We start from the raw sequence: 26,280 nt of genomic DNA, 5'->3' as shown, positions 1-26,280 counted from the left end.
ATGACAATGCGGCCGATTTCGCGCTGCTTGTCGGGCCTGCGCCGATGCCGGCCAGGGCAGGTCTCCCGGTGCCGATAGCCCGCCGCAGCGCCTGCCGAGCGCAGGCCCATGGCCACCGTGCCGGCACGCCACGCATTCACGATGCCCGCATCCGCCGCCGGCTAGGCTGCAGGCCTGATCTAGGGAAGGTCCGCATGGCAGCACCGCACTGGCGTCTGATCCTCAATGGCAAGTCGGCGGGCGACGAGCCGCTGCGCGATGCCGTGTCCGCGCTGCGCGAGCGCGGCATCCAGCTGCAGGTGCGGGTGACCTGGGAGGAGGGCGACGCCGAACGCTACGTGGCCGAAGCGGTGGCCGACGGCGCCGACTGCATCGTCGCCGCCGGCGGCGACGGCACCTTGAGCGAAGTGGCCAGCGCGCTCGCGCACCATGACGCCGATGCCGGCGCGCTGCCGGCGCTGGGCCTGGTGCCGTTGGGCACGGCCAACGATTTCGCCACTGCCGCCGGCATTCCCGCCACCCCGCTGGAGGCGCTGGAGCTGGTCGCGCAGGCCCCGGCCGTGGCCATCGACCTGCTGCGCATCGAGGCCGAGCATGGGCCGCACTGGTGCGCCAACGTCGCCAGCGGCGGCTTCGGCACCCAGGTCACGGTGGAAACCGACGAGGGCCTGAAGAAGATGCTCGGCGGCCTGGCCTACCTGATCACCGGGATGGGCAAGCTGGGCCGGATCGATCCGATCCAGGCACGCTTCGAGGGGCCGGAGTTCGCCTGGGAGGGCGAATTCATCGCGCTCGGCCTGGGCAACGGACGCCAGGCCGGCGGCGGCCAGGTGCTGTGCCCGGACGCGCTGCTCGACGATGGCCTGCTCGACCTGACCATCGTCCCGGAAATGAGCGGCGAAGTCGCCGCGACCCTGGGCACGCTGGTCACCTCCGGCAAGCAGGCCGCGCTGGAGCGGGTCGCGGTGCGCGCGCAACTGCCGTGGGTGCGCATCGACGCGGCCATGCCGCTGACCTTGAACCTGGACGGCGAACCGGAGACCTCGCGGCACTTCCGCATCGATTGCGTCGGCGCCCGCCTGCGCATGCACCTGCCGTCCGATTCGGCCTTGCGGCGCGGCCGGGCGGGGTAGCGGCGCGCCGCTGGTCGCTTGCCGGAGGGCGGGTCGCGTCGCGACTGAGTCGCTCCCACAAGGGCCTCGCGGCCTGCTTGCTGGGTGCACTGTGGGAGGGACTTCAGTCCCGACTGCATCCGGCCCGGGCAATCCTGTCGCTTTCCAGTCTGCGCGACAGCCCCTGCCGCGCAGCGCCGATGGTCCCGTCTGCAACCGTTGCCAGTCGCCGCAGTTGCGGTAAAGTAGCCGCCGTGTCCAGCCTGACGACCCAGCGTTCCTTCACTTCCGCTCGCCGTGCGTGGCGATGGTGGCCTGTAGCCGTCGTCCGCCCCGCCACCGAGTACCGGAAGGAAAGTCGTCTTGATCACCCGCGAGCTGTTCCAGCGCTACGCCGCTGAAGGCCACACCCGCATCCCCGTCGTCCGCGAAGTGCTGTCCGACCTGGACACGCCGCTGTCGGTCTACCTCAAGCTCGCCGACGCCCCGCATACCTATCTGTTCGAATCGGTCGAAGGCGGCGAACGCTTCGGCCGCTACTCGATCATCGGCCTGCCGGTACGCCGCGTGTACACCTTCAGCGGACATACGCTGGAAGTGCGCGATCACGGCGAGCTGATCGAGCGCCGCGAGGTCGCCGATCCATTCGCCGAGGTCGAGGCGCTGCGCTCGGCGCATTCGGTGCCCAAGCTCGACGGCGTGCCGGGCTTCACCGGCGGTCTGGTCGGCTGGTTCGGCTTCGAATGCATCGGCTACATCGAGCCGCGCCTGGCCAGCGGCGACAAGCGCAACGAGCTCGACACGCCCGACATCCTGCTGATGCTGTCCGAAGAGGTCGCGGTCTTCGACAACCTCAAGGGCCGCCTGTACCTGATCGTGCACGCCGATCCGCGCGACGCCGACGCCTGGGAACAGGCGCAGGCGCGGCTGGACGCGCTGACCGCCACGCTGCGCCAGCCCGGCGCCGGCTATCCGGTGCCGCTGGCGCGCGACGTGCTCGACGAAAGCGACTTCGTTTCCGGCTTCACCCGCGAAGGCTTCATCGCCGCAGTGGAAAAATCCAAGGAATACATCCGCGCCGGCGACATCTTCCAGGTGGTGCTGAGCCAGCGCCTGAGCGTGCCGTTCAGCGCCCGCCCGGTGGACGTGTACCGCGCGCTGCGCGCGTTGAACCCGTCGCCGTACATGTATTTCCTCGACGTCGGCGACACCCAGGTGGTGGGCTCCTCGCCGGAAATCCTGGTGCGGCTGGAAGCCGGCCAGGTCACCGTGCGCCCGATCGCCGGCACCCGCCCGCGCGGCAAGACGGTGGAAGAAGACCAGGCGCTGGAAGCGGAACTGCTGGCCGATCCGAAGGAGCGCGCCGAGCACCTGATGCTGATCGACCTGGGCCGCAACGACGCCGGCCGCGTGTCGCAGGCTGGCACCGTGGCGGTCGGCGAGCGCTTCGTGATCGAGCGCTACAGCCATGTCATGCACATCGTCAGCGAAGTCACCGGCACCTTGCTGCCCGGGCTCAGCTACGCCGACGTGCTGCGCGCCACGTTCCCGGCCGGCACCGTCAGCGGTGCGCCGAAGATCCGCGCGCTGGAAGTGATCCGCGAACTGGAGCCGATCAAGCGCAACGTCTACGCCGGCAGCATCGGTTACCTCGGCTGGCACGGCGACGCCGATACCGCCATCGCGATCCGCACCGCGGTGATCAAGCACGGCCGCCTGCACGTGCAGGCCGGCGCCGGCATCGTCTACGACTCCGATCCGCAGACCGAATGGGACGAGACGATGAACAAGGGCCGCGCGCTGTTCCGCGCGGTGGCCGAGGCGGCGAAGGGGTTGTGAGCGTGTCCGCAGCGACCGCGCGGATCAGCTTCCGCAACGATTACAGCGAAGGCGCGCATCCGCGCCTGCTCGCCGCGTTGGCCGCGGCCAGCGGCGAGCAGAACGATGGCTACGGCCTGGACCGGCACAGCGCGCGCGCCGCGCAGCTGATCCGCCGCGAATGCGCCTGCGAGCAGGCCGACGTGCACCTGCTGGTCGGCGGCACGCAGACCAACCTGGTCGCGATCGGTGCGTTCCTGCGTCCGCACCAGGCGGTGATCGCCGCCTGGTGCGGGCATGTCGCCACCCACGAGACCGGCGCGATCGAGGCCACCGGGCACAAGGTGCTGACCATGGACGCGGCCGATGGCCGGCTCAGCCCCGAGCGGATCGCACCGCTGCTGGCCGAGCACGGCAACGAGCACATGGTGCAGCCGCGGCTGCTGTACGTGTCCAACACCACCGAGGTCGGCACGCTCTATCGCAAGCGCGAACTGCAGGCCTTGCGCGCGTTCTGCGATGCGCACGGGCTGTGGCTGTTCCTGGACGGCGCACGCATCGGCAGCGCGCTGACCGCCGAGGGCAACGACCTGCGCCTGGCCGATGTCGCCGCCCTGACCGACGCGTTCTACATCGGCGGCACCAAGAACGGCGCGCTGCTCGGCGAAGCGCTGGTGATCGTCAATCCCGCGCTGCAGGCCGACTTCCGCTACCTGCTCAAGCAGCGCGGCGCGCTGCTGGCCAAGGGCATGGTGCTGGGCGCGCAGTTCGCCGCGCTGTTCGAGGACGGCCTGTTCTACGAGCTGGCCGCGCACGCCAACCGCATGGCCGCGCGCCTGCGCGCGGGCCTGGCCGCGGCCGGTGCGCAGTTCGCCTCGGACTCGCCGACCAACCAATTGTTCGTGACGCTGCCGGTCGATGCTGTCGAGACGCTGGCGCAGCGCTACGACTTCGAGCGGTGGCAGGTGCTGGCCGACGGCCGCAGCGTGATCCGCTTCGTGACCTCGTGGGCCACGCAGGCCGATGCGGTCGATGCGCTGATCGAGGATTTCGCTGCATCGACCCATGCCGGCACGCAGCGCGCGGCCGGCTGACATTCACCAAGGAGAGGAAGGATGAAGACGAACACGATCGGTTGCTGGGCCATCGCCGCGCTGCTGGCATTGCCGGCGTTCGCCAGCGCGCAGGTCAACAGCCTGCCGTCGCAGCCGCATCTGCTGGTCAAGGGCGAGGCGCAGCGCGAGGTGGTGCCGGATCGCTTCGGGGTCAAGATCACGCTCAGTGCAGTGGATGCCGACCCGGATGCGGCGCGCAAGCGCGCGCAGGCCAATGCGGCGAACGTGCTGGCCGCGTTCGAGCAGCAGCATGCGCTCGCTGGCAGCGTGCAGGCGACGACGTTGTCGATCGAGCCAGAGCAGCGCTACGAAGACGACAAGCAAGTCTTCAGCGGGACCCGCGTGCAGCGGACCTTGTCCGCTGATTTCGGCACGCTGGATGATGTGCGTGGCCTACTCGGCAAACTCAGGACCAGCGAAGAACTGCAGGTGTCGGGTATCGCACCGCACTACAGCGACGAAACCGCGCTCCGTGCCGAACTCAAGCGCCAGGCCGCCGAACAGACCCGTACGTCGGCGCAGGCCCTGGCAAACACCTATGGCGTGCGCCTGGGCGGCCTTTACACCATTTCGGAAGTGGCACCGGACTTTGCTTATGGCATCCAGGCTGGTCATTGGCCATCGGAGTCGCGTCGCCAAGGGTTAGTCAGCGGGAACTACAGGCCTACGCCACTGCCGATGCCGATGCCGGCGCCCGCGGCCGAATCCCTCGAAGCCGGCAGCCTCACCCTTTCCGAAAACGTCTATGCGGTCTTCCTGATCGCGCAATGAGTCCTTCGCCATGCTGCTGATGCTCGACAACTACGACAGCTTCACCTACAACCTCGTGCAGTACCTGCAGGCGCTCGGCGCCGAGGTCAAGGTGGTGCGCAACGACGCGCTCAGCGTGGACGAGATCGAGCGGCTGGCACCGGAACGCATCGTCATCTCGCCCGGCCCATGCACGCCGAACGAGGCCGGCGTGTCGCTGCAGCTGATCGAGCGGCTCGGTCAGCGCACGCCGATCCTGGGCGTGTGCCTGGGCCATCAGAGCATCGGCCAGGCCTACGGTGGCGAGGTGGTGCGTGCCGGCACGATCATGCACGGCAAGACCTCGCGCATCCGCCATGCAGGCCGCGGCGTGTTCGCGGGCCTGCCGGACCGCTACGAGGCCACCCGCTACCACTCGCTGGTGGTGGAGAAGACCACGCTGCCGGACTGCCTGGAAGTGACCGCCTGGACCGAAAACGAAGACGGCACGATGGAAGAGATCATGGGCCTGCGCCACCGCCAGTTTCCGGTCGAGGGCGTGCAGTTCCATCCCGAGTCCATCCTCACCGAGCACGGCCACGCCCTGCTGAAGAACTTCCTGGAGCGCTGAGCCGCCACGCCGGCGCCGCGTCATTCTCCGTCACCGCCGGACCCTGCCGATGCACGATCGCACCGACGCCTTCCACTTCTACGAACCGGCCAGCGGACACGGCTTGCCGCACGATCCGTTCAACGCGATCGTCGGGCCGCGGCCGATCGGCTGGATCGGTTCGCGCGGCGCCGACGGTGTCGCCAACCTCGCGCCGTACAGCTTCTTCAATGCGTTCAACTACGTGCCGCCGATCGTCGGCTTCGCCAGCATCGGCTGGAAGGACAGCGTGCGTAACATCGAGGCCAGCGGCGAGTTCACCTGGAACCTGGCCACGCGGCCGCTGGCCGAGGCGATGAACGCCAGTTCCGCCGCGGTCGCGCCGGAGATCGACGAGTTCGCCCTGGCCGGGCTGGCGGCCGCGCCCTCGCGGCTGATCGCGGCACCGCGGGTGGCCGCCAGCCCGGTGAGCTTCGAATGCCGGCTCAGCCAGCTGCTGCCGCTGCAAAGCGCGCGCGGCGAGCCGATCCAGACCTGGCTGGTGCTGGGCGAGGTGGTCGGTGTGCACATCGCGCACAGCGCGTTGCACGAGGGAATCTACGACCCGGCCGCGGTCGCCACGCTGCTGCGCGCCGGCGGCCCGGCCGATTATTTCGAAGTGCTGGCGCAAGGGCGCCTGCGCATGACGCGGCCGGCGCCTTCGCGCTGATCTCCTCCGCGCGCCGCCTTCCTCCCTTCCGCATTCGAACAGATCGCTCGCCATGACCATTACCCCCCAGCAAGCCCTGCAACGCACCATCGAGCACCGCGAGATCTTCCACGACGAGATGGTCGGGCTGATGCGGCAGATCATGCGCGGCGAAGTGTCGCCGATGATGACTGCGGCGATCCTCACCGGGCTGCGGGTGAAGAAGGAGACGATCGGCGAGATCGCCGGCGCGGCGGCGGTGATGCGCGAGTTCTCGCGCACCGTGGAGGTCGCCGACCGCACCCACATGGTCGATATCGTCGGCACCGGCGGCGACGGATCGCACACCTTCAACATCTCCACCTGCGCGATGTTCGTGGCCGCCGCGGCCGGCGCCAAGGTGGCCAAGCACGGCAACCGCAGCGTCTCCTCCAAGTCCGGCAGCGCCGATGCGCTGGAAGCGCTGGGCGCGGCGATCGAACTGCAGCCCGAGCAGGTGGCGCAGGCGCTGGCCGCCACCGGCATCGGCTTCATGTACGCGCCGGTGCACCACCCGGCGATGAAGGTGGTGGCGCCGGTGCGGCGCGAGATGGGCGTGCGCACCATCTTCAACATCCTCGGCCCGCTGACCAATCCGGCCGGCTCGCCGAACATCCTGATGGGCGTGTTCCATCCCGACCTGGTCGGCATCCAGGCACGCGTGCTGCATGAGCTGGGCGCCGAGCGCGCGCTGGTGGTGTGGGGCCGCGACGGCATGGACGAACTGTCGCTCGGCGCCGGCACCATGGTTGGCGAGCTGCGCGACGGCGAAGTGCGCGAGTACGAGGTGCATCCGGAGGATTTCGGCATCGCCATGTCGGCCAGCCGCAACCTCAAGGTCGCCGACGCCGCCGAGTCGATGGCGATGCTGCGCGGCGTGCTCGACAACGTGCCCGGTCCGGCGCTGGACATCGTCGCCTTCAACGCCGGCGCGGCGCTGTACGTGGCCGGCGTGGCGGCCGATATCGGCGCCGGCATCGGCCTGGCGCGCGCGGCGATCGCCGACGGCCGCGCCCGCGCCAGGCTGGATGCGTATGTGGCGTGCACGCGGCGCCTGGTGGATCTGCAGGATGTGGCGCCCGCTGCCGGCTGAACGCGACGGATCGACAGGACGTCGGCGATCCCGCGTCGCCGCCGCGTCCTTCCATGCCGCTGGCAATTCCAAGGTGCCGCCGCATGACCCCGGCCTTCACCGTCTTGACCGATAATGCCTGTCCCCCAGGATCCAAACCCTATGAGCAGCGACATCCTCCGCACCATTCTCGCCCGCAAGGCCGAAGAGATCGCCGCGCGCAGCGCGCGTGTGCCGCTGTTCGAGCTGATGGCGCGCGCCGAGACGGCGCCGCCGGTGCGCGGGTTCGCGCGTGCGCTGCAGGCCGCGATCGCCGCCGGCGAGCCGGCGGTGATCGCCGAGGTCAAGAAGGCCAGCCCGTCCAAGGGCGTGATCCGCGCCGACTTCCAGCCGGCCGACATCGCGGTCAGCTACGAATTCGGCGGCGCCGCCTGCCTGTCGGTGCTGACCGACGAGGACTTCTTCCAGGGTCACGACCGCTACCTGCAGCAGGCGCGCGAGGCGTGCACGCTGCCGGTGCTGCGCAAGGACTTCATCATCGATCCGTATCAGGTGGTCGAGGCGCGCGTGCTCGGCGCCGACTGCATCCTGCTGATCGTCGCCGCGCTGGACGACCTGCAGCTGGCCGAACTGTCGGCGCTGGCGCTGCAGCTGGGCATGGACGTGCTGGTCGAAGTGCACGACATCGACGAGCTGGAACGCGCGATCCAGGTGCCGGTGCCGCTGATCGGCATCAACAACCGCAACCTGCGCACCTTCGAGGTGTCGCTGCAGACCACGCTGACGATGAAGGACGCGGTGCCGCGCGATCGCCTGCTGGTTACCGAGAGCGGCATCCTCGGCCCGGCCGACGTGGCGACGATGCGCGCGGCCGGCGTGCACGCGTTCCTGGTCGGCGAAGCGTTCATGCGCGCCGAGGAACCCGGCGAGGCGCTGCGCCAGCTGTTCTTCGAACCATGAGCGAGGCCTATCCCGCGCCACGCGCCGATGCGCCGCTGGTGGTGTTCGATTTCGACCACACCCTGTACGACGGCGACTCGGGCAGCCACCTGTTCGCCTGGCTGATCCGGCGCAATCCGCTGCGCCTGGCCGCCGCGCTGCTGGCCACACCGCTGCTGGGGCCGCTGGTGGCGTGGCTGCCGACCCGGCGCACCGGCATTTCCGGCTACGTGTGGATCGCCAGCTTCGGCCTGCACCGCGCCCGCGAGTTCAACCGGGTGATCGACCAGTACGTGCTGCAGCACGAAGCGCGGATCCGCCAGCGCCTGCTGCCGCACGCCTTGGAGGTGTTCGCCCGGCATCGCGCCGCCGGCGACCGGGTGGTGGTCGCCACCGGCGCGCCGCCGGAACTGGCGCGCGCCATCCTCGGCTTCGTCGCGCACCAGGACGTGCCGGTGGTCGGCAGCCTGATCGGCCCGCGGCTGGGCGCGGTCACCGCCACCCGCCACTGCCACAACGAAGAGAAGATGCGCATGCTGCGCGAGTTGGGCTACGGCGAGATCGCCACCGCCTACTCCGACAGCACCGCCGACCTGCCGCTGCTGCGCGCCGCCGCGGTGCCGGTGGTGGTCAATCCCAAGGCCGCGGCCGTGGCCCGCTTCCGCCGCGAACTGCCCTCCGGCACGCCGATCCTGAACTGGGGTTGCCGCGACCGCGCCGGCGACTAGCGCGTTTCTGGCGTATCGCCGCTGGCGCAGTCACTGACCGCGCTTGGAATACGCGCTGTCGCTGGACACCAGCGCCCGGTGCAGCGGTTCGATCCAACGCCCCTGGTCGATGTCGTAGGTGCCGAAGCTGCCCTCGAATTGCCAGTACGCCCAGGCGAAATGGCGTTTCTCGGCGGCGTTGACCACGGCCGTGGTCCAGGCCAGACGATCGGCGGCCGGTGCCTTCTCGTAGGTTCCGAATTCGCCCAAGAGGATCTGGCGGCGATGGGCCGTTGCCCACTGTGCGACCGCATCGAACTCGCGATAGAGCTTTGCTCGGTCGGCCTGGCTGCCCCAGGAAACGCCGGTGCGGTCCTTGATGTCGGCGCGCACCCACGGCGCGCCTTGATGGGTGAAGCCGAACGGGTTGTAGTAGTGGACGGTGACCAGGAGGTTGGGATCGTCATCGGGCAGGCGCAGATCGCCAAGCGCGGTGAAGGAATTGCCGTTGGCCGGGCCGATCACCACCGTGCGCGTCGGATTGTCGCGGCGGACGATGCGCAGCGCGTCGCCCAGCAGGGCGTTCCATTTGGCGCTGGTCAGTTCGCCATTGGGCTCGTTCAACAGTTCGAACAGCACCGATTGCGGGGCATTGCGGTAGCGCTCGGCGATCTGGCTCCAGAACGCCAGCAGCTTGACCCGGCAGTCCGCCGCGTCGCGGGCGCAGGGATGGAAGTCGTGTTCGTCGAGGATCACGTTCAGCCCGGCATCGGTGGCCTGTTTCACCACGGTGTCGAGGGTGCTCAGCCAGGTCGGATCGAGCCGATTCGCGCCGTCCATGTGCGCGAACGCCTGCAGATTGACCCGCACGGTCCGAAAGCCGCCGTCGTGGATCGCCCGGTACAACGGAGGGCGGAAACGCGCCTTCGCCGGGTCGGTCCACAACGGGTCGTAGCCGAGCACATTGACCCCGCGGCCCAGCCGGGCGAAGGCGTCGGCATGTGCCGGCGGCATCGGCAGCGCCAGGTACGCAACGGCAGCCATGATGAGGATTCTGATGATGCGGTTCATCGCGTTCTCGCCAGCCAGGGACTCGAAGCTGCTCCGACGTCGATCGCGACAGCCCGTTCGGACGGCTGCGCCCAAACTGCGCATTGGCGATATCGACGCTGCCGATCATCGCGCGCATGGGCGCGCACAATGGGAACCTCGAATAAACACGACTGCAGCGCGCAGGTTGCGCACGGACGTGGGACGTTCCGCGAAGCCGTTCGCCTCAACGCCGGCGTGTCTCCATTGCGTTGGAAATGCGCCGAGCGCTACGCCAGCCAGCGAGCCAGCGTGCTGCCGATCTGGTACAGACTGATCCCGAGCACCAGCACGCCCACCGCCACCAACACCCAACGTTCGCGCACCCGCTTGACCAGCAGCGCCGCCAGCGGCGCGGCCAGCATGCCGCCGACCAGCAGCCCGAGCACGATCTCCAGGTGCTGCACGCCCATGGTCAGCAGGAAGGTCAGCGAAATCGACAGCGTCACCAGGAATTCGGCGGCATTGACCGTGCCGATCGTGGTACGCGCCTGGCCGCCGCGCGCCAGCAGGGTCGAGGTCGCCACCGGGCCCCAGCCACCGCCGCCGCTGGCGTCGAGCAGGCCGGCGACGAAGCCCAGCAGCGGCACCCGCCGCACCTGTTGCCGCGGCAGCGCGCGGCCGGCGGCGCGCAACAGGATCAGCACCGCCAGGCCCAGCAGGTACAGATGCACGAACGGGCGGATCGCATCGCCCGGCAGCTGGGTCAGCACGTAGGCGCCGAGGATGCCGCCGGCCATGCCGGGCAGCGCCAGGCGCAGGAACAGGCGCTTGTCGACATTGCCCAGCGCCAGATGCGACAGGCCCGAGGCGCCGGTGGTGAAGACCTCGGCGCTGTGCACGCTGGCGCTGACCGCCGCCGGCGGCAGGCCCATACTCAACAGCACGGACGAGGACACCAGGCCGAACGCCATGCCCAGCGCGCCATCGACCAGCTGCGCCGCCAGGCCGACCAGCACGAACCAATAGAACGTCTCGCTCAGGACCATCGCGGTGGACCGCCGCCGTCAGCGCGGCGCGCGGTCATGGCCTTGCGCTCAGCGCGCGCCGTACAGCACCACGGTCTTGCCGCGGGCATGCAGGATGCCGTCGACCTGCAGCTTCTTCAGCACCCGCCCGGCCATCTCGCGCGAGCAGCCGACCAGGCGCGCCAGCTCCTGCCGCGACACGCGCAGCTGCATGCCCTGCGGGTGGCTCATCGCCTCCGGCTCCTGCGCCAGGTCGTGCAGGGTACGCACGATGCGGTCGGTGACGTCCAGGAACGCCAGGCGACTGGCCTTGCGCGAGGTGTCGAGCAGGCGCTTGGACAGCTGCACGCCGATCGCGTACAGCACCCGCGGCGCATCCGCCGACAGCGACCCCAGGAACAGCTGGTGCAGGCGTTCGTAGCTGATCTCGGCCAGCTCGCACGGGGTGCGGGTGCGCAGGATCACCTCGCGCTGGTCGGATTCGATGAACAGGCCCATCTCGCCGACGAACTCGCCGCTGCCGAAATAGCCCAGCACCAGCTCACGGTCGTCATCTTCCTCGGCGATGATGCTGACCGAGCCGCTGACGACGTAGTACAGGGTGCCGGCCGGATCGCCGGGCCTGAACACGTCCGTCCGCGCCGGATAGCGACGCCGATGGCTGTGCGCCAGGAAGCGGTCGATGGTGGCGGTGTCCAACGTCAGAGGACTTGGAGCGATGCGCACAGGTGTTGCAGTGGAGGTGTTTCCGGGACTCATGGCGGCTTCGCTACTACGTGAGTCCCGAAGCTTAACGGGACGCGTTCTCTGCGGCAAACGAGCGCCAATCCCCACGTTTCGCTACGGGCGCGTTTGGCCCATAATTGCTGCCCTTTCTACCCCGTCCATCTTTTAGAGGATTCACGCCCGTGGTCAAGCCGTTGCCTCGCCTGAGGCTGCAAGGTTTCAACAACCTCACCAAGGCGTTGAGCTTCAACATCTACGACGTCTGCTACGCGGTGTCCGAAGAGGAGCGCCAGCGCTACATCGAGTACATCGACGAGCAGTACGACGCCGATCGTCTGACCCAGATCCTCACCGATGTGGCCGATATCATCGGCGCCAACATCCTCAACATCGCGCGCCAGGACTACGATCCGCAGGGCGCCTCGGTGACCATCCTGATCTCCGAAGAGCCGGTGATCGACAAGAAGCTGGCCGGCAAGGAGATCATCTCCGACGCGGTGGTCGCGCACATGGACAAGAGCCACATCACCGTCCATACCTACCCGGAAACCCATCCGCAGCACGGTATCGCGACCTTCCGCGCCGACATCGACGTCGCCACCTGCGGGGTCATCTCGCCGCTGAAGGCGCTCAACTACCTGATCGAGAGCCTGGAATCGGACATCGTGATCATGGATTACCGCGTGCGCGGCTTCACCCGCGACGTGAAGGGCAAGAAGCACTACATCGACCACAAGATCAATTCGATCCAGAACTTCCTGGCCAAGAACATCAAGTCGCGCTACGAGATGTTCGACGTCAACGTCTATCAGGAGAACATCTTCCACACCAAGATGCACCTGAAGGACTTCGATCTGGACCAGTACCTGTTCGAGGAAAAGGCCAAGAATCTGTCGTTCAAGGAGCGCATGCGCATCGAAGCGCTGCTCAAGCGCGAGATCGAGGAACTGTTCCACGGTCGCAATCTGGCCGAGTAGCGCGTCACATTCGGCGGGACGGCCCGCCCCGCAGCGTTTGCGCTGCGACCCCTGCCGACGGCGGCCCGATGTGCACACATCGGGCCGTTTTTGTTTTTATTTGTCTACGGAGACAGACAATGCCATGGATCTATCTGCTGCTCGCCGGCCTGTTCGAAATCGGCTTCGCGCTCGGCCTCAAATACAGCGAAGGCTTCACCCGCCTGTGGCCGACGCTGGGCACGCTGGCCGGCGCCGGCATCAGCCTGTGGCTGCTGACCCAGGCGCTGAAAAACATACCGCTGGGTACGGCGTATGCGATCTGGACCGGAATCGGCGCACTGGGCACCGCGGCGCTGGGGATCGCGCTGTTCGGCGACAGCGCCTCGCCGGCGCGGCTGGCCTGCATCGGCCTGATCGTGGCCGGCGTGATCGGCCTGAAGCTGGTCCAGCCCTGAGTGCCGCGGGGTTGGCTTCCTGGAAGAGGTCTTGGAACAGGCGGGCGCTGTAGGAGTAATGAGTGCGCAGCTGCTGCGGTCGACGCTCTGCGCCCGCGAACGGCTCAGGCCACGGCGGGGCGGCGTGCGCCGAGCACGCGTCCGATCAGCACCTGATGCGCGGCCGCGGCCAGCAGCGCGGCGATCGACAGCGCGATGGTCAGGCGGGTCAACACGCTGCCGAGGTTGCCGGCGTGCTGCAGCTGGTCGAGGCGGCCGAAGCGCGACGGGTCGGCATTGGCGTAGGCGATCTCCACCGTGGCGCCGTCGAGCAGCAGCGGCGCGGCCTCGGCGCCGCTGGCCTCGAACGTGCCGCGGTGCAGCCGGCCCTTGCTCTCGAAGACATAGTGGAAGCGGTAATGCACCAGCGGCTCGGCATGCACGCCGAAGGCGCCGTCGGCGATCACCGGCACCGTGGCCACCGAATGGTCGGACAGGATCGCGCTGGCATGGCGATAATCGCCGAGCAGGTGGTACAGCAGCGCGCCGCCACCCAGCGCGAACAGGCTGGCGAACAGCAGGCGCGAGAGCCAGCGGGTGCGCGGCGAGGCGATGTGAGTGGAGCGTGCGGGCATGTCGGTCGGAAGGCGCGCGCAAGCGGCATGGCTCGGCGCAGTGGTGCAGCGGAGACGGGCGTGCCGGGATGGAACCGCCGGCCGCTGGAACAGGGCAAGCCGACGTGGAATCAGTCAGCTTTCGTTCACTTTAACCCGAATGCGCCGGCAATGCCAGTGCGACCGTCGTGGCATGCCGGCCGCGCGTGCTCAGAGCCGGTAGGCGACTGCCTTCATCAGCCGCGAGGCCGCGGCCATCAGGCTCGGAATCGGCGCCGGCAAGCGCCGCGCGCCGGCCTGTTCGGCGTGCTCGGCATGGCGCGCCTCGTCGGCCTTCATCACCTTCAGCACGTCGCGGCTGCGCAGGTCGGCCGGCGGCAGCGTCTGCAGGTGCTCGTCCAGGTGCGCCTCGACCTGGCGTTCGGTCTCCACCACGAAGCCGAGGTTCCAGCCGTCGCCGCGCAACCCGGCCAGGGTGCCGATGGCATAGCTGCCGGCGTACCAGACCGGATTGAACAGGCTGGGGCGGCTGTCCAGTTCGCGCAGCCGCGCCGCGCACCAGGCCAGGTGATCGGTCTCTTCCTGCGCCGCCTCAAGCAGGTGGGCGCGGGTCGCCGGATCGCGCGCCACCGCGGCCTGGCCGAAGTACAGGCCCTGCGCGCAGACCTCGCCGACATGGTTGATGCGCATCAACCCGGCGGCATGGCGGCGTTCGTCCGGCGCCAGCACCACGTCGGCGGTGGCCGCGGCCGGGTAGGGGCGCTGCGCCGGCGGATCGCCGAACACCGTCTCCAGGGCGCGCTGGGCCTCGACCAGGGCGCGGTCGAGCGGGGTATGCAGGCGGGGAGCCGTCATCGAGGGGCCGGAGTGGGAGGGGTCTTCGATTTTCCCCTCGCGCCGCCGCGATGCCAAGCGCGGCGGTGGCCTGTGGCGGCTTGGCTGAGGCGGACTTGCAAGCGGCGGCGGCGGCGCGTAGAATTTCGCCTCTTGCGTTTTTGCAATTCACAACGCGTGGCAAAGTTCAGGCAGCGTGCTGCAGGAATCCGCCCGACCAACCGAGTCTTCTAATGAGCACCTTCACCGCTAAGTCCGAGACCGTCCAGCGCGACTGGTATCTCGTCGACGCCGCCGGCAAAACGCTGGGCCGGCTTTCCACCGAATTGGCCCGCCGTCTGCGCGGCAAGCACAAGCCGGTCTATACCCCGCACGTCGATACCGGCGATTACCTGGTGGTAATCAACGCCGAGAAGATCGCGGTCACCGGTAACAAGCTCAAGGACAAGAAGTATCACCGCTTCACTGGCTACATCGGCAACCTGAAGACCGAGAGCCTGGAGCAGGCGCTGGAGCGTCACCCCGAGCGCGTCATCGAGATCGCGGTCAAGGGCATGCTGCCGAAGGGCCCGCTGGGTCGCGCCATGTACCGCAAGCTCAAGGTCTACAAGGGCTCCGAGCATCCGCATACCGCCCAGCAGCCGCAAGTTCTGGATATCTAATCATGGCGATCACGCAAAACTACGGCACCGGCCGCCGCAAGTCCTCCACCGCCCGCGTGTTCCTGCGCAAGGGTACCGGCAACATCACCGTCAACAACCGTCCGCTGGACGAGTTCTTCGGCCGTGAGACCGCGCGCATGATCGTGCGCCAGCCGCTGGAGCTGACCAAGAACACCGAGAGCTTCGACATCTTCGTCACCGCCGCCGGCGGCGGCACCACCGGCCAGGCCGGTGCGATCCGCCTGGGCATCGCCCGCGCGCTGGTCGAGTACGACGAAACCCTGAAGACCGAGCTGCGCAAGGCCGGCTTCATGACCCGCGACGCCCGCGAAGTCGAGCGTAAGAAGGTCGGTCTGCACAAGGCCCGCCGCGCGACCCAGTTCTCCAAGCGCTGATCCACCGCGCCTGGGGAGGAATCCTTCGGGATTCCCCTGGGAAATACGCAAAAGCCCGGCTTCGGCCGGGCTTTTGTCGTTTTGGGATTCTGTCCTGGTCTGGATGCTCGGCCGGCTGGGTCGTTGAGTCGAGCGTGTGGCTTTGGGTGCGCGCGATCTAATCGCTGCACCAAGGCGGCCGTCGCGCAGTGGCGCTGCGATAGAGCGTCGCTCGCTGTGGGCCTTTCCGGGCGCTGAGACGTTGCTTCCGATGTGCAGCAAGTAGCTGGTGAAAAGCCCCCTTGGAGTCCAAGGGGGCGCGCCGACAGGCGCGGGGATGTGGAGAGGGGAGGCCGGGGCTCGCACCTTGCGCAGCAAGGTGTGGGGCGCAGGCGCAAAGCGCCTGCGCGAACCCGCAGCCAAACACACAAAAAAGGCCGATCTTTCGATCGGCCTTTTTTGTGTGTTTGGCTGCCCCGGATGGATTCGAACCACCGAATGCCTGAGTCAGAGTCAGGTGCCTTACCGCTTGGCGACGGGGCAATGTCGCAGATCGCAATTATCGCACGCCTGCTGCGTGTACACCATGGTGGCTATGGGTGGACTCGAACCACCGACCCCAGCATTATGAGTGCTGTGCTCTAACCGGCTGAGCTACATAGCCTTGGTGAACCGCCAATTCTTATAGTAAACGCGGCGGCTGTCAACGGGTTTTTGCCGCGCTTGTGGGCCGGGCGCAGCCATGGCAGAGTCGGAGCCAGTAGATTTTCAGGAGTCCGCATCGTGATCGATCCGGACGGCTATCGACCGAACGTAGGCATCGTGCTGATGCGGCCGGATGGTCAGGTGTTCTGGGCACGCCGTGTGCGCCGGGACGGCTGGCAGTTCCCGCAAGGCGGCATGAATACCGACGAGACCCCGGTCGAGGCCATGTACCGCGAGTTGCGTGAAGAGACCGGGCTGTTGCCCGAGCACGTCGAAGTGCTCGGCGCGACACCTGGCTGGCTGCGCTATCGGCTGCCCAGCCGGGCCATACGCCGCAACGAGCGCCAGGTCTGCATCGGCCAGAAGCAGGTCTGGTTCCTGCTGCAGATGCGTTGCGACGAAAGCGAATTGAACCTGGAGTTGACCGAGACCCCGGAGTTCGACCATTGGCGCTGGGTCGACTTCTGGTATCCGGTGGAGCATGTGGTGCTGTTCAAGCGCGGCGTGTACGCCCGCGCGCTGCGCCATCTGGCGCCGTTGGCGCAGAGCATCGCCGGGCCGGGCATCCGTGCCATGCCGACCCTGGCGCAGGAAGCCTGGATGCCGGGCAACAACGCCGGCCACGAGCGTCCGCGCAAGCGCCCGCGCAAGCGCGGCGGTTCCCTGGTTGCCCGTATTAATAACGATTAACGGTCGGAATTGACAACCATTCTCACTTTGGTTTGAATGGCGGCAGGCGCAGTCCGCGCCGTCCGCCGCCAACGCCACCGTGTACGTCTGCATCTGCAATGGGGTCACCGATCGTCAGATCCGCGAAGCCGCCGACGCCGGCTGCCGCACCGTATCCGAGCTGACCATGCGCACCGGTTGCGGTGCCACCTGCGGTTCCTGCCTGGACATGGCCGGCGACCTGCTGGAACGCGCTTTGCTGCGCGACCTGCCGCTGCCCCTGCTGGGCGGCATGGCCCGCGCCGCCTGAGAGCGGCGTTCCGCGCGCGGATGCGCAGCGGGATGATCACGATTCGCGTTCCTTCACGGCCGCGGCCGATTCGCTAAAGTCTGCGCTTTCCACGCATCAGCGAGCACTGCGATGAAGGGCGACAGCAAGGTCATCGAGTTCCTCAACAAGGTCCTCTACAACGAGTTGACCGCCATCAACCAGTACTTCCTGCACGCCAAGATGCTGAAGAACTGGGGGCTGAAGGAACTGGCCGAACACGAGTACAAGGAATCGATCGACGAGATGAAGCACGCCGACAAGTTGGCGGACCGCATCCTGTTCCTCGAGGGGCTGCCCAACTTCCAGGCGCTGGGCAAGCTGCGCATCGGCGAGAACCCGAGGGAAATCCTCGAGTGCGACCTGGCGCTGGAGCAGGACGGGACCATCACCCTGCGCGACGGCATCGCCTACGCCGAGTCGGTCCAGGACTACGTCAGCCGCCAGCTGCTGGCCGACATCCTGGAGTCGGAAGAAGAGCACATCGACTGGCTGGAAACCCAGCTCGATCTGATCGGCCGCATCGGCGAGCCGAACTATCTGCTGACCAAGCTCGAGGACTGAGCTGCGCGTTTGCCGGCGCTTGTCCGTCTTGCGGGCGCACTCCGGCGGCCTTGCCTTGCCCGGCCATTTCACGAAGGCTGGCGCCTTTGTAGGAGCGGCTTCAGCCGCGACAGATCCCTTTGATTGGCCTCCGGACAGCGCCTGTCGCGGCTGAAGCCGCTCCTACAGGGGACTGCTGGCCGGCGTCTATGGCGCGGTGCTTTCCGCTGCGTCGCGCTGCTGACCCAGTTCGAAGACTGAGCTGCGCGTTTGCCGGCGCTTGTCCGTCTTGCGGGCCGCACTCCGGCGGCCTGGCCTGGCCAGGCCATTCCGCGAAGGCTGGCGCCTTTGTAGGAGCGGCTTCAGCCGCGACAGATCCTTTGGTTGCCTCCGGATAGTGCCTGTCGCGGCTGAAGCCGCTCCTACAGGGGCTGCTGGCCGGCGTCTATGGCGCGGTGCTTCCGCTGCGTCGCGCTGTTGACCAAGCTCGAGGACTGAGCTGCGCTTCTGCTGACGCCTGTCCGTCTTGCGGGCCGCATTCCGGTGCCTTGCCTGGCCCGGCCATTCCACGAAGGCTGGCGCCTTTGTAGGAGCGGCTTCAGCCGCGACAGATCCTTTGGTTGCCTCCGGATAGCGCCTGTCGCGGCTGAAGCCGCTCCTACAGGGAGTTGCCGGCCGTGTTCTATGGCGCGGTGCTTTCCGCTGCGTCGCGCAAGGTGTTGCGGTAGCCCTTCAAGGCCAGCCGCGCACGCGCGAATTCGGCGATGACCAGTGCCACCGCGACCGCCGGGCGCTCCAGCTGATGGGCACGCACGCCATTCTCGATGCGTGCGGCGGCGGCCGACAGCGCCAGTGCGCCGACGTTGGCGGCCGAGGACTTCAGCGTATGCGCCGCGTCGCGCAACGGGTCTGGCTGCGGGATCGCGGCGGACTGCTCCAGGCGCTGGATCAGCTGCGGCGCATCGTCCAGGAACAGGTCCACGATCTGCGCGGTGGTGGCGCTGCCGGCGAGTTCGCGCAATTCGTCGAGCACGGCGATCTCCAGCACCGGCAACGGCGTCGGCGGCAGCATCGGTGCCGTGTCGGCAACGTCGGCAGCGGGCGTGGCGGTGACCATGGCGATTGGCGGCGTCGGCGCTGTCGGGTTTTCTGCCGTCTCCGCTTCCGCATCCGTCGGTCGTGCGGCATCCACCGGTGCGGCATTGGCGGCACGGTGCGGCAGCCAGCGCTGCAGGCATTCCGCCAGCAGTTCGCGGTTGACCGGCTTGGACAGGTAGTCGTCCATGCCGGCCTCCAGGCAGCGCTGGCGGTCGCCGGCCATGGCGTTGGCGGTCATCGCCACGATCGGCAACCGCGGCCGTCCCGCCGCCGCTTCGGATCGGCGCCACTCGCCGGTGGCGGCGTAGCCGTCCATGACCGGCATCTGGCAGTCCATCAGCACCAGGTCGTAGGACTCCGCCTGCAGTCGCGCCAGCGCGGCGGCGCCGTCGGGGGCGCTGTCGCTGCGATAGCCCAGGATGTCGAGCAGCTTCTGCGCGACCAGCAGGTTGACCGGATTGTCCTCGACCAGCAGCAGGCGGTAGTCGGCCGGCGGTGAGGTCGGGCCGGCAACGCTGTCCAGGCCCGACTCGGTGGTGCCGGCTGGCGTTGCTGTTGGTTCGGCAGCGAGCGCGGGATAGGGCGCGCCATCGGACGAGGTCAGCTCGACCGCGGTAGTGGGAGCGGGGGCTGTCGCGGGCGCCAGCGCCAGCATCCCGCGCAGGTCCAGGTCCGCCGCCTGCCGCGACAGCAGCGCGCCATGGGCGCGGATTTCATCGGGAATCTCCACTTCCCCGTACAGCCAGATCAGGCGCACGCCATGCGGCGCCGGCAGGCGCGCGACGGCGCGCTGCAGGGCGCGTGCGCTCTGGCGCAGGCCATCCAGGTCGCCGATCACCAGGTCGTAGGGCGGACGCGCGGGGTCGCCGGCGCGCAGCCGCTCCAGCGCTTCCTGGGTCGAGTCGACCTTGCTCAGCTGCACGCCCCAGTTCGGCAGCAACGCTTTGAGGCGCTGGTACAGGCGCAGATCGGCGCCGACCAGCAGCGCGTGCAGCCGCGGCAGGCCGCCCTGGAGTTGCGGCAGGTCGCCGATCACCTTCAACAGGGGGATCTCGAACCAGAACGTGGCGCCCTGATCGCTGCCCGATTCCACGCCGATGCGCCCGCCCATCAGGTCGACGATGCGTTTGCAGATCGCCAGCCCCAGGCCGGTGCCGCCGTACAGGCGGGTGGTGGAGGCATCGGCCTGGGTGAAGGAGCGGAACAGCCGTTCCTGCTGCTCGGCGCTGATGCCGATGCCGGTGTCGCGCACTTCCAGGCGCAGCAGGTGCTGCGCCGGGGTCTCGCCGAGGCGGCGCACGCGCAACTCCACGCTGCCGCGCGCGGTGAACTTGATCGCGTTGCCGATCAGGTTGCTCAGCACCTGGCGCAGCCGCACCGGGTCGCCGCGCACCGGCAGGCGTACCGCCGGGTCCAGTTGCAGGGTCAGGCGCAGGCCCTTGGCCTCGGCCGAGCGCTGCATCAGCTGCAGCACGCCTTCGAGCAGGTGGCGCAGGTTGAAGCTGGTGATCTCCAGCTCCAGCCGGTTCGCTTCCAGCTTGGAGTAGTCGAGGATGTCGTCGACGATGCGCAGCAACTGCAGCGAGGAGTCGTTGGCGGCGCGCAGCATCTCGCGCTGCTCGATGCCGAGCTGGCCGCGCGCGATCAGTTCCAGCATCGGAATGATGCCGTTGAGCGGGGTGCGGATCTCGTGGCTCATGGTGGCCAGGAATTCGCCCTTGGCCATCGCCGCGGCCTCGGCGGCCTGCTTGGCCTGCACCAGCTCCCGTTCCAGTCGTTCGCGCAGGTGCACATCGCGCTGCAGCGCGTCGCGCTCGGATTCGGCCAGTGCGGCGCGCGCCAGTGCCGCGTCCAGCGCGCCGGCCTGCTGCCGCGCGCGCCAGGCGGCCACGGCCGCCAGCAGCAAGGCGATGCCGATGCATAGCGGGGCCAACAGATGCCAGGGCGGCGGCGGGGCCAGCGCCGGCACCGCCAGCAGCGCGCCGGCGACCGCGCTCGCCGCGCTGGACGCGGCCAGCCACGGCAGGGGCCGGCGCCGGCGTGCGGGCATGGTTACAGCACCGCGTTCTGGAAGTCGAAGTTCAGTTCGTCGCCGACCGACTGCACCAGGTTGCCCTGGATGAAATCGACCCCGCCCATCCACATCGCTGCGGCGGCCTGCGCTTCCTCGATCTGCTGGCCGATGATCAGCAGCCCGGCGCGGTGCGCCAGGTCGATCGCGGCGCGCAGCTGGTCGCGCAGTTCGGCGTTGGCATGTGCGTTGGCGAAGCGCGCGGACAGGCGCAGATAGCCCAGCGGCAACTGGGTGAGCAGCGCCTCGGCCTCGGCGCCGGGCTCGAACTGGCTGAGGCAGAACTGCACGCCCAGCGGCATCAGCCGGGCGCAGAACTGCTGCAGCGTCACCGTGTGGATCAGCGCGTCGTCCAGGCGCAGGTCGATCACCAGCGAGGTGCCGGTGACGCCGCGGCGGCCGATCGCCTCGACCAGCCAGTCGGCGAAGGCGCCGCGCGCCAGCGTGCGCGAGGACTGCGACACGAACAGGCGCAGCGGCGGCGTGGCGTGCTGGTACAGGTGCAGCAGGCCGAGCGCGTGGTCCAGCACCTGCTGGTCGAGGTCGGCGATGCGCCCGCCGGCCTCGGCCGCGGGCAGCACCTGCCCGGCCGACAGCAGCGTGCCGTCGCGCTGGCGTAGGCGCAGCAGCACCTGGTACTGCGCGGTATCGCCGCCGGCGACGGCGACGATCGGCTGGTAGGCCGGCTCCAGCTGGCCTTCGAACATGGCGATGCGGCCCAGGTCCTCTTCCTCGCGCGGCGGCGCGTACGCGGCCACGCCCTGCGGATGCAGGCGCGCCTGCAGCGCGGTGCGTTCGACCGCTTCCAGCGCACTGCCGGCGTCCTCGAAGCCCTGCGCCAGGTCGGCGTAGCCGATCGCGCAACGCAGGTGCACGGCTTCGTCGTCGCGCAGCGGGAACGCATGGCTGGCCAGGGCTTCGCGCAGGGCCTGGGCGCGCTGCCGCAGCGCGTCCAGGTCGCTGTCCTGGGCCAGCAGCAGGAAGCTGTTGTCGTTGAGCCGGGCCAGCGGCTGCGGCGCGGTGACGCTGGCCAGGCGGCGCCCGGCCTGGGTCATCAGGCGTTCGAACGCGGCGTAGCCGTAGCGTTCGCGCAGGCCCAGCGCGCTTGCGATCTCGATGAAGAACAGGCCGCCGCCGGCCTGTGCCTGCAGCGCCTCGCCCAGCAGTTGCAGCACATGGGTGCGGGTCGGCAGGCCGGTCTCGGGATTGTTCAGCGGCACGCCGTCGCTGGCGCTCTGCTGCGCCTGCTGGCGCGCGCGGCGGATGCGGTTGGAGACCGCGGCGATCAGGTGCCGCGGCCGGATCGGCTTGGTCAGGAAATCGTCGGCGCCGCTGTCCAGCACTTCGTATTGCAGTTCCGGGTCCGGGTCGCCGGTCAGGAACACGATCGGCAGCAACTGGTGCTGCGGTTGCTGGCGGATCAACGCGGTCAGGCGCATGCCGTCCAGGCCGGGCATGTGCAGATCCATCAGGATCAGATCGGGGCGGTATTCGGTGATCGCCTGCTGCACGCCTTCGGCCTGCATCTCCACTTGCGCCTGCATGCCGGCGCCGTGCAGCACGCTCTGCGCGAACAGGGCCTGCGAGCGGTCGTCCTCGACGATCAGGATGCGGTACGGCGCATCCAGCGGCTGCGGCGGCGCGGCCACGTCGCTTGTTGCGCTCGGCGTCGCGGCGGCGCCGCCCTGCTGGCCGGGTACGGCGGCGGACGCGGTGCCGTCTTCCGCGCTCGGCGCTACGGCGAGGTCGGGCGCGGGCGCTTGCACGTCGGGCACGGCGTCGGCGACCCAGCGCCGCCAGTAGCGCGGGGGCGGGGTCTCGGCACGGACGTTGCGCGAACGCGGTTCGTCGCGGCTGGAAAGTGGAGCGGTGTCTCTTGCGGCCATCGCGTCTTTATCCTGGTGCGCGCGCAATTATGCGATGAAGTTCACGAAGACAGGGAGCCCTTGCGGCCCGCACTGGCGACGGCGGCGTCCGTGGGCGCTGCCAGCAGGCGGCGGACGCCGCGCCACAGCATGCGCCACACCCACCACACCAGCAGCGCGCCCAGCACGCTCGCCCCAAGCAATACGGCCAGCGCCAGCCACGGATGCACCAGCGCCAGCGCGAGCGTGGCGAGGACCACCGAATCCTCGGTCAGCGAGGCGATCCAGTTGCTGGCCGGTTCCGGCGATGTGTTCAGCAAGGCGCGCGAGCCGGCCTTCAGCACGTGGCTGGTGAGTGCGACACCGGCACCGGTGGCCAGCGCGCCGGCGCCCAGCTGGCCGTCCTGGGACAGCGTAGCTGCGGCGAGGAAGGCGCCGGCCGGGATCCGGGTCAGGGTCTGCAGCAGGTCCCAGACCGAATCCACACCGGGAATCTTGTCGGCGAAGAACTCGGCCAGCGCCAGCGCGCCGGAGGTGCCGAGCACCCACCACGATTCGGTGGCCTGCAGCGCCGGCGGCAATTCCAGCCAGCCGAGCAGGCCGGCCACGCCGATCCCGAACACGGTCAGGTAGACGCGGATACCGGCCAGCCAGGCCAGCAGGATGCCGATTACGAAGAGGTGGGCGTCGGTCATGGCGGGGCGCTCCTGCAGATGCGCGGGTGGCGGCCACTATCGGCCAAGCGTGCGCCGAAGGCCAGCGCAGGGCCGCCGCTGCGGCAACGGCAAGCTACGGCACGTGGCTTACACTAGCCGACCGGCCGACCCCCCCCCCCCGCGAGGATTGACGCCGCTGCCGCCTCGGTGGCGCGGCTTTGACGATGAACCGACCCGTCCCCCGTTTCCAGATCGTGCCCAACGGCGCCGCGCCCGCGCGTGGCCGCGGCCTGTGGTTGCTGATCGCCATCGTCTGGCTGCTGTCGCTGGCGGGAACGTGGTTCCTGGCCAGCCGCCAGGCCGCGCCGGAGCTGGGCGAGGTGAGGGCGCAACTGCGCCAGGCCGAGGCCAGGCTGCAGGCGCAGCAGCGGCAGATCGACACGCTCAACCAGCGCCAGGCGACCCTGGCCCGTTCCGACCAGATCAGCCGCGCCGCCAACAACGAGGTGCAGAGTTCGCTGGCCGAGCGCGACGAGGAGATCGCCGGGCTGCGCGCCGACGTCGCCTTCTACGAGCGCCTGGTCGGCGCCACCAGCCAGCGCAAGGGCCTGACCGTGCATTCGGCCGAGTTCTCGGCCGAGGCCGGCGGCACCTGGCATTACAACGTGGTGCTGACCCAGAACCTCAATCGCGGCGCGATCAGCCAGGGGCAGATGCGCCTGACCGTGGAAGGCGTGCGCGGCGGCAAGCTGACCAGCGTGGGCTGGGACGAACTGCACCAGAAGAGCGGCGTGCCCGGCCAGGATTATTCGTTCCGCTATTTCCAGCAGTTGGACGGCAGCGTGATCCTGCCCAAGGATTTCACCCCGCAGCGGGTGCGAGTATCGCTGTCCGGCGGAGGGGCGCCGGTCACCCAGAGTTTCGATTGGACACTGGCCGGCAACGGCAAAGGGGAGTAGGCAGCTTATGTTCGGAAGCAACAAGAACGGCCGCAGCAACGGCCAGACCGTGGTGGATACCCTGATCGGCGCGCAGGTGGTGATCCGGGGCGACCTGGTGTTCAGCGGCGCCCTGTACGTGGAAGGGCGCATCCTCGGCAAGGTGCTGGCCGAGGACGGCGCGCCGGCGACGCTGACCCTGTCCGAGCACGGCAGCATCGAGGGCGAGGTGCGCGCGCCGATCGTGATCATCAACGGCCAATTGACCGGCGATGTGCATGCCGCCGAGCGCGTGGAACTGGCGCCGAAGGCACGGGTGCAGGGCAACGTGCACTACCAGGTGGTGGAGATGAACGCCGGTGCGCAGCTGACCGGGCGGCTGATCCACGCCGGCAGCATGGCCGCGCTGGCGCCGCCGGAGCGGTCACACGAAGAACCGCAAGCCGAGCACGCGCAGCGCGCGCTGAGCGCGGCGGACGCTTGATTCGGCTGCCGGCCGCCCCCATCCTGCTGCCATGAGCACCCTCGTTTCCCTGCCCAGTGCCGCGCCCGCGCCCGATTACCAGTCGCTGGAGCGGCCGCTGAACTTCACCCAGGCCGCCGCATCCAAGGTGCGCGAGTTGATCCGCGAGGAAGGCAACGACGCGCTGGCGTTGCGCGTGTACATCCAGGGCGGCGGATGTTCCGGGTTCCAGTACGGCTTCGAGTTCGACGAGAACCGCGCCGAGGACGACCTGTCGGTCCGCACCGACGACGTCACCTTGCTGGTCGACCCGCTGAGCCTGCAGTACCTGATGGGTGCGGAAGTGGATTACAGCGAAGGCCTGCACGGTGCGCAGTTCGTGATCCGCAACCCCAACGCCAAGACCACCTGCGGCTGCGGCAGCAGCTTCAGCGTGTAGACACGCTGCGGCTTGCGGGATGCGCGGTTTGCCTGCACCCTGCGCCGCATGCCCGAACTGACGCCCGCTTCCTTCGCGTTCGCCGACGCGGTCATCGACCGTGCCGATGCGCTGCGCAACGATCCCGAGGCCTTGCGCCGCGCCTGGCCCACAGCGCACCTGCTGCTGCTCGACGCCGACGGCAACGCCTACGCCGATGCGCAGGGCCAGCCGCTGACGCTGACCGGCGCCGCGCTGGGCGACGTGGTCGAACAGGCGATCTTCCTCGGCCTGCGCGATGGCGCGGCCTGGTTCGCGGTGGCCGCCGCTGCGCTGGCTGCCGATCTCGACCCGCCGCAGCGCATGGACCTGCGCCGCGCCGCAGCCGAGTGGCCGGCGCTCGCGGCAGGCTTGTTCGCCTATGCCCGCGGCATGCTGCATTGGCAATCGCGCACCCGCTTCTGCGGCGTCTGCGGCGGCGCCATCGGCTTCCGCCGCGGCGGCTTCCTCGGCGTGTGCGCGCAATGCGCCAGCGAACACTATCCGCGGGTGGATCCGGCGGTGATCGTGGCGGTCAGCGACGGCACGCGGCTGCTGCTGGGGCGCCAGGCGAGCTGGCCGGCGCGGCGCTATTCGGTGATCGCCGGCTTCGTCGAGCCCGGCGAGTCGCTGGAGCAGACCGTGGCGCGCGAAGTGGCCGAGGAGACCCAGGTGCGGGTACGGCCCGGCAGCTGCCGCTATTACGGCGCGCAGCCATGGCCGTTCCCCGGCGCGCTGATGCTCGGCTTCAGCGCGCTGGCCGAGCCCGACGCGCCACAGGTGGATGGCGAGCTGGAAGACGCGCGCTGGTTCGAACGCGACGAGATCGGGGCCGCCCTGCAGCGCGCCGCGGCGCAGGGCGACAGCGCCGACGACGGTCATGGCCTGCGCCTGCCGCCGGCCATCTCCATCGCGCGCGCGCTGGTCGTGGACTGGTATCGCCGCAGCGGCGGCCGCGACGCATAGGCCACACTGCCGCGGCGTCGCCGCCGCCGCAC

Annotated in this window: 28 protein-coding genes and 2 tRNA genes; 20 read left to right on the top strand and 10 right to left on the bottom strand. The window is 69.0% G+C overall.

All coding sequences use genetic code 11. The features are described from left to right. Positions 1–194 precede the first annotated feature (194 nt). From yegS to AB3X08_RS20045, 9 genes are all read left to right on the top strand, one after another. The gene (gene yegS / locus AB3X08_RS20085; RefSeq protein ID WP_369934640.1) at positions 195–1,133 is read left to right on the top strand and encodes a lipid kinase YegS; all 939 of its coding nucleotides are present in this window, start codon (positions 195–197) and stop codon (positions 1,131–1,133) included. 342 nt (positions 1,134–1,475) lie between these two features. Beyond that, entirely contained in the window at positions 1,476–2,951 is a 1,476-nt protein-coding gene (gene trpE, locus AB3X08_RS20080) for an anthranilate synthase component I (RefSeq protein ID WP_369934638.1), read from the top strand. Positions 2,952–2,953: 2 nt separating this feature from the next. Beyond that, complete coding sequence (locus AB3X08_RS20075; RefSeq protein ID WP_369934636.1) at positions 2,954–4,024, top strand: threonine aldolase family protein; 1,071 nt, start codon at positions 2,954–2,956, stop codon at positions 4,022–4,024. A 21-nt stretch (positions 4,025–4,045) separates the two neighbouring features. Continuing rightward, positions 4,046–4,816: an SIMPL domain-containing protein gene (locus AB3X08_RS20070; protein ID WP_369934634.1), complete on the top strand. Its 771-nt coding sequence runs from the start codon at positions 4,046–4,048 to the stop codon at positions 4,814–4,816. Between the two features lie 10 nt (positions 4,817–4,826). Beyond that, complete coding sequence (locus AB3X08_RS20065) at positions 4,827–5,405, top strand: anthranilate synthase component II (RefSeq protein ID WP_369934632.1); 579 nt, start codon at positions 4,827–4,829, stop codon at positions 5,403–5,405. A gap of 49 nt (positions 5,406–5,454) precedes the next feature. Then, positions 5,455–6,093 (top strand): flavin reductase family protein, encoded by a 639-nt coding sequence (locus AB3X08_RS20060; protein ID WP_369934630.1) that lies wholly within the window; start codon positions 5,455–5,457, stop codon positions 6,091–6,093. A gap of 52 nt (positions 6,094–6,145) precedes the next feature. Continuing rightward, positions 6,146–7,204 carry an anthranilate phosphoribosyltransferase gene (gene trpD / locus AB3X08_RS20055; RefSeq protein ID WP_369934628.1) on the top strand — a complete coding sequence of 353 codons (1,059 nt, stop codon included), beginning with the start codon at positions 6,146–6,148 and terminating at the stop codon, positions 7,202–7,204. A 141-nt stretch (positions 7,205–7,345) separates the two neighbouring features. Next, positions 7,346–8,143 (top strand): indole-3-glycerol phosphate synthase TrpC, encoded by a 798-nt coding sequence (trpC, locus tag AB3X08_RS20050; protein ID WP_369934626.1) that lies wholly within the window; start codon positions 7,346–7,348, stop codon positions 8,141–8,143. Further along, on the top strand, positions 8,140–8,850 hold the full coding sequence (locus AB3X08_RS20045; RefSeq protein ID WP_369934624.1) for a haloacid dehalogenase-like hydrolase: 711 nt from the start codon (positions 8,140–8,142) through the stop codon (positions 8,848–8,850). Before trpC ends, AB3X08_RS20045 begins: the two co-directional genes overlap by 4 nt. 30 nt (positions 8,851–8,880) lie before the next feature. Here the strand turns inward: AB3X08_RS20045 and AB3X08_RS20040 are convergent, their stop codons facing one another. From AB3X08_RS20040 to crp, 3 genes are all read right to left on the bottom strand, one after another. Further along, positions 8,881–9,873 carry a glycoside hydrolase family 5 protein gene (locus AB3X08_RS20040; protein ID WP_369934622.1) on the bottom strand — a complete coding sequence of 331 codons (993 nt, stop codon included), beginning with the start codon at positions 9,871–9,873 and terminating at the stop codon, positions 8,881–8,883. Positions 9,874–10,148: 275 nt separating this feature from the next. Next, positions 10,149–10,907: a sulfite exporter TauE/SafE family protein gene (locus tag AB3X08_RS20035; protein WP_369934620.1), complete on the bottom strand. Its 759-nt coding sequence runs from the start codon at positions 10,905–10,907 to the stop codon at positions 10,149–10,151. Between the two features lie 48 nt (positions 10,908–10,955). Continuing rightward, complete coding sequence (gene crp, locus AB3X08_RS20030; protein WP_046979198.1) at positions 10,956–11,645, bottom strand: cAMP-activated global transcriptional regulator CRP; 690 nt, start codon at positions 11,643–11,645, stop codon at positions 10,956–10,958. Positions 11,646–11,794: 149 nt separating this feature from the next. Here crp and speD point away from each other — a divergent pair, with 149 nt between their 5' ends. Next, positions 11,795–12,589 carry an adenosylmethionine decarboxylase gene (speD, locus tag AB3X08_RS20025; protein ID WP_184412923.1) on the top strand — a complete coding sequence of 265 codons (795 nt, stop codon included), beginning with the start codon at positions 11,795–11,797 and terminating at the stop codon, positions 12,587–12,589. 119 nt (positions 12,590–12,708) lie between these two features. Further along, positions 12,709–13,026 (top strand): DMT family transporter, encoded by a 318-nt coding sequence (locus AB3X08_RS20020; RefSeq protein WP_369934617.1) that lies wholly within the window; start codon positions 12,709–12,711, stop codon positions 13,024–13,026. A 104-nt stretch (positions 13,027–13,130) separates the two neighbouring features. Here AB3X08_RS20020 and AB3X08_RS20015 read toward each other — a convergent pair whose 3' ends face one another. Together AB3X08_RS20015 and coq7 are read right to left on the bottom strand one after the other, a co-directional pair. Further along, positions 13,131–13,640, bottom strand: a complete 510-nt coding sequence (locus tag AB3X08_RS20015; protein WP_369934615.1) for a hypothetical protein — start codon at positions 13,638–13,640, stop codon at positions 13,131–13,133. Between the two features lie 189 nt (positions 13,641–13,829). Next, complete coding sequence (gene coq7 / locus AB3X08_RS20010; RefSeq protein ID WP_184412929.1) at positions 13,830–14,474, bottom strand: 2-polyprenyl-3-methyl-6-methoxy-1,4-benzoquinone monooxygenase; 645 nt, start codon at positions 14,472–14,474, stop codon at positions 13,830–13,832. Between the two features lie 212 nt (positions 14,475–14,686). Between coq7 and rplM the strand changes: the two genes are divergently transcribed. Further along, positions 14,687–15,115, top strand: a complete 429-nt coding sequence (rplM, locus tag AB3X08_RS20005; RefSeq protein WP_184412931.1) for a 50S ribosomal protein L13 — start codon at positions 14,687–14,689, stop codon at positions 15,113–15,115. A 2-nt stretch (positions 15,116–15,117) separates the two neighbouring features. Next, on the top strand, positions 15,118–15,510 hold the full coding sequence (gene rpsI / locus AB3X08_RS20000; RefSeq protein WP_184412933.1) for a 30S ribosomal protein S9: 393 nt from the start codon (positions 15,118–15,120) through the stop codon (positions 15,508–15,510). A 447-nt stretch (positions 15,511–15,957) separates the two neighbouring features. Here rpsI and AB3X08_RS19995 read toward each other — a convergent pair. Together AB3X08_RS19995 and AB3X08_RS19990 are read right to left on the bottom strand one after the other, a co-directional pair. Beyond that, positions 15,958–16,032, bottom strand: a tRNA-Gln gene (locus tag AB3X08_RS19995). 44 nt (positions 16,033–16,076) lie between these two features. Continuing rightward, a tRNA-Met gene (locus tag AB3X08_RS19990) sits at positions 16,077–16,153 on the bottom strand. Between the two features lie 119 nt (positions 16,154–16,272). On the opposite strand from AB3X08_RS19990, the gene AB3X08_RS19985 reads away from it, so the two are divergent. From AB3X08_RS19985 to bfr, 3 genes are all read left to right on the top strand, one after another. Further along, positions 16,273–16,884: an RNA pyrophosphohydrolase gene (locus AB3X08_RS19985; protein WP_184412935.1), complete on the top strand. Its 612-nt coding sequence runs from the start codon at positions 16,273–16,275 to the stop codon at positions 16,882–16,884. Positions 16,885–16,963: 79 nt separating this feature from the next. Then, on the top strand, positions 16,964–17,173 hold the full coding sequence (locus tag AB3X08_RS19980) for a (2Fe-2S)-binding protein (RefSeq protein ID WP_369934611.1): 210 nt from the start codon (positions 16,964–16,966) through the stop codon (positions 17,171–17,173). 111 nt (positions 17,174–17,284) lie between these two features. After that, positions 17,285–17,755 carry a bacterioferritin gene (bfr, locus tag AB3X08_RS19975; RefSeq protein WP_369934609.1) on the top strand — a complete coding sequence of 157 codons (471 nt, stop codon included), beginning with the start codon at positions 17,285–17,287 and terminating at the stop codon, positions 17,753–17,755. A gap of 661 nt (positions 17,756–18,416) precedes the next feature. Here the strand turns inward: bfr and AB3X08_RS19970 are convergent. Genes AB3X08_RS19970 through AB3X08_RS19960 form a run of 3 tightly spaced genes read right to left on the bottom strand, consistent with a single transcriptional unit; the run spans position 18,417 to position 23,463 of the window. Further along, on the bottom strand, positions 18,417–20,849 hold the full coding sequence (locus AB3X08_RS19970; RefSeq protein ID WP_369938590.1) for a hybrid sensor histidine kinase/response regulator: 2,433 nt from the start codon (positions 20,847–20,849) through the stop codon (positions 18,417–18,419). 35 nt (positions 20,850–20,884) lie between these two features. Further along, positions 20,885–22,789 carry an EAL domain-containing protein gene (locus tag AB3X08_RS19965; RefSeq protein WP_369934607.1) on the bottom strand — a complete coding sequence of 635 codons (1,905 nt, stop codon included), beginning with the start codon at positions 22,787–22,789 and terminating at the stop codon, positions 20,885–20,887. A 41-nt stretch (positions 22,790–22,830) separates the two neighbouring features. Beyond that, the gene (locus tag AB3X08_RS19960; protein WP_369934605.1) at positions 22,831–23,463 is read right to left on the bottom strand and encodes a DUF4126 domain-containing protein; all 633 of its coding nucleotides are present in this window, start codon (positions 23,461–23,463) and stop codon (positions 22,831–22,833) included. Between the two features lie 185 nt (positions 23,464–23,648). On the opposite strand from AB3X08_RS19960, the gene AB3X08_RS19955 reads away from it, so the two are divergent. From AB3X08_RS19955 to nudC, 4 genes are read left to right on the top strand one after another with little or no spacing between them, the layout of a single operon-like run. Beyond that, on the top strand, positions 23,649–24,383 hold the full coding sequence (locus tag AB3X08_RS19955; protein ID WP_369934603.1) for a DUF6776 family protein: 735 nt from the start codon (positions 23,649–23,651) through the stop codon (positions 24,381–24,383). Positions 24,384–24,390: 7 nt separating this feature from the next. Further along, positions 24,391–24,846 carry a bactofilin family protein gene (locus AB3X08_RS19950; RefSeq protein ID WP_369934601.1) on the top strand — a complete coding sequence of 152 codons (456 nt, stop codon included), beginning with the start codon at positions 24,391–24,393 and terminating at the stop codon, positions 24,844–24,846. Between the two features lie 31 nt (positions 24,847–24,877). Beyond that, positions 24,878–25,264, top strand: a complete 387-nt coding sequence (gene erpA / locus AB3X08_RS19945; RefSeq protein WP_184412949.1) for an iron-sulfur cluster insertion protein ErpA — start codon at positions 24,878–24,880, stop codon at positions 25,262–25,264. Positions 25,265–25,312: 48 nt separating this feature from the next. Further along, positions 25,313–26,248, top strand: coding sequence for an NAD(+) diphosphatase (gene nudC, locus AB3X08_RS19940; protein ID WP_369934599.1), 936 nt, complete (start codon positions 25,313–25,315; stop codon positions 26,246–26,248). The last annotated feature ends 32 nt before the right edge of the window (positions 26,249–26,280 follow it).

Source organism: Xanthomonas sp. DAR 34887 (assembly GCF_041245805.1).
Taxonomy (GTDB): domain Bacteria; phylum Pseudomonadota; class Gammaproteobacteria; order Xanthomonadales; family Xanthomonadaceae; genus Xanthomonas_A; species Xanthomonas_A tesorieronis.
This window is presented reverse-complemented; position numbering and strand designations above follow the sequence as displayed.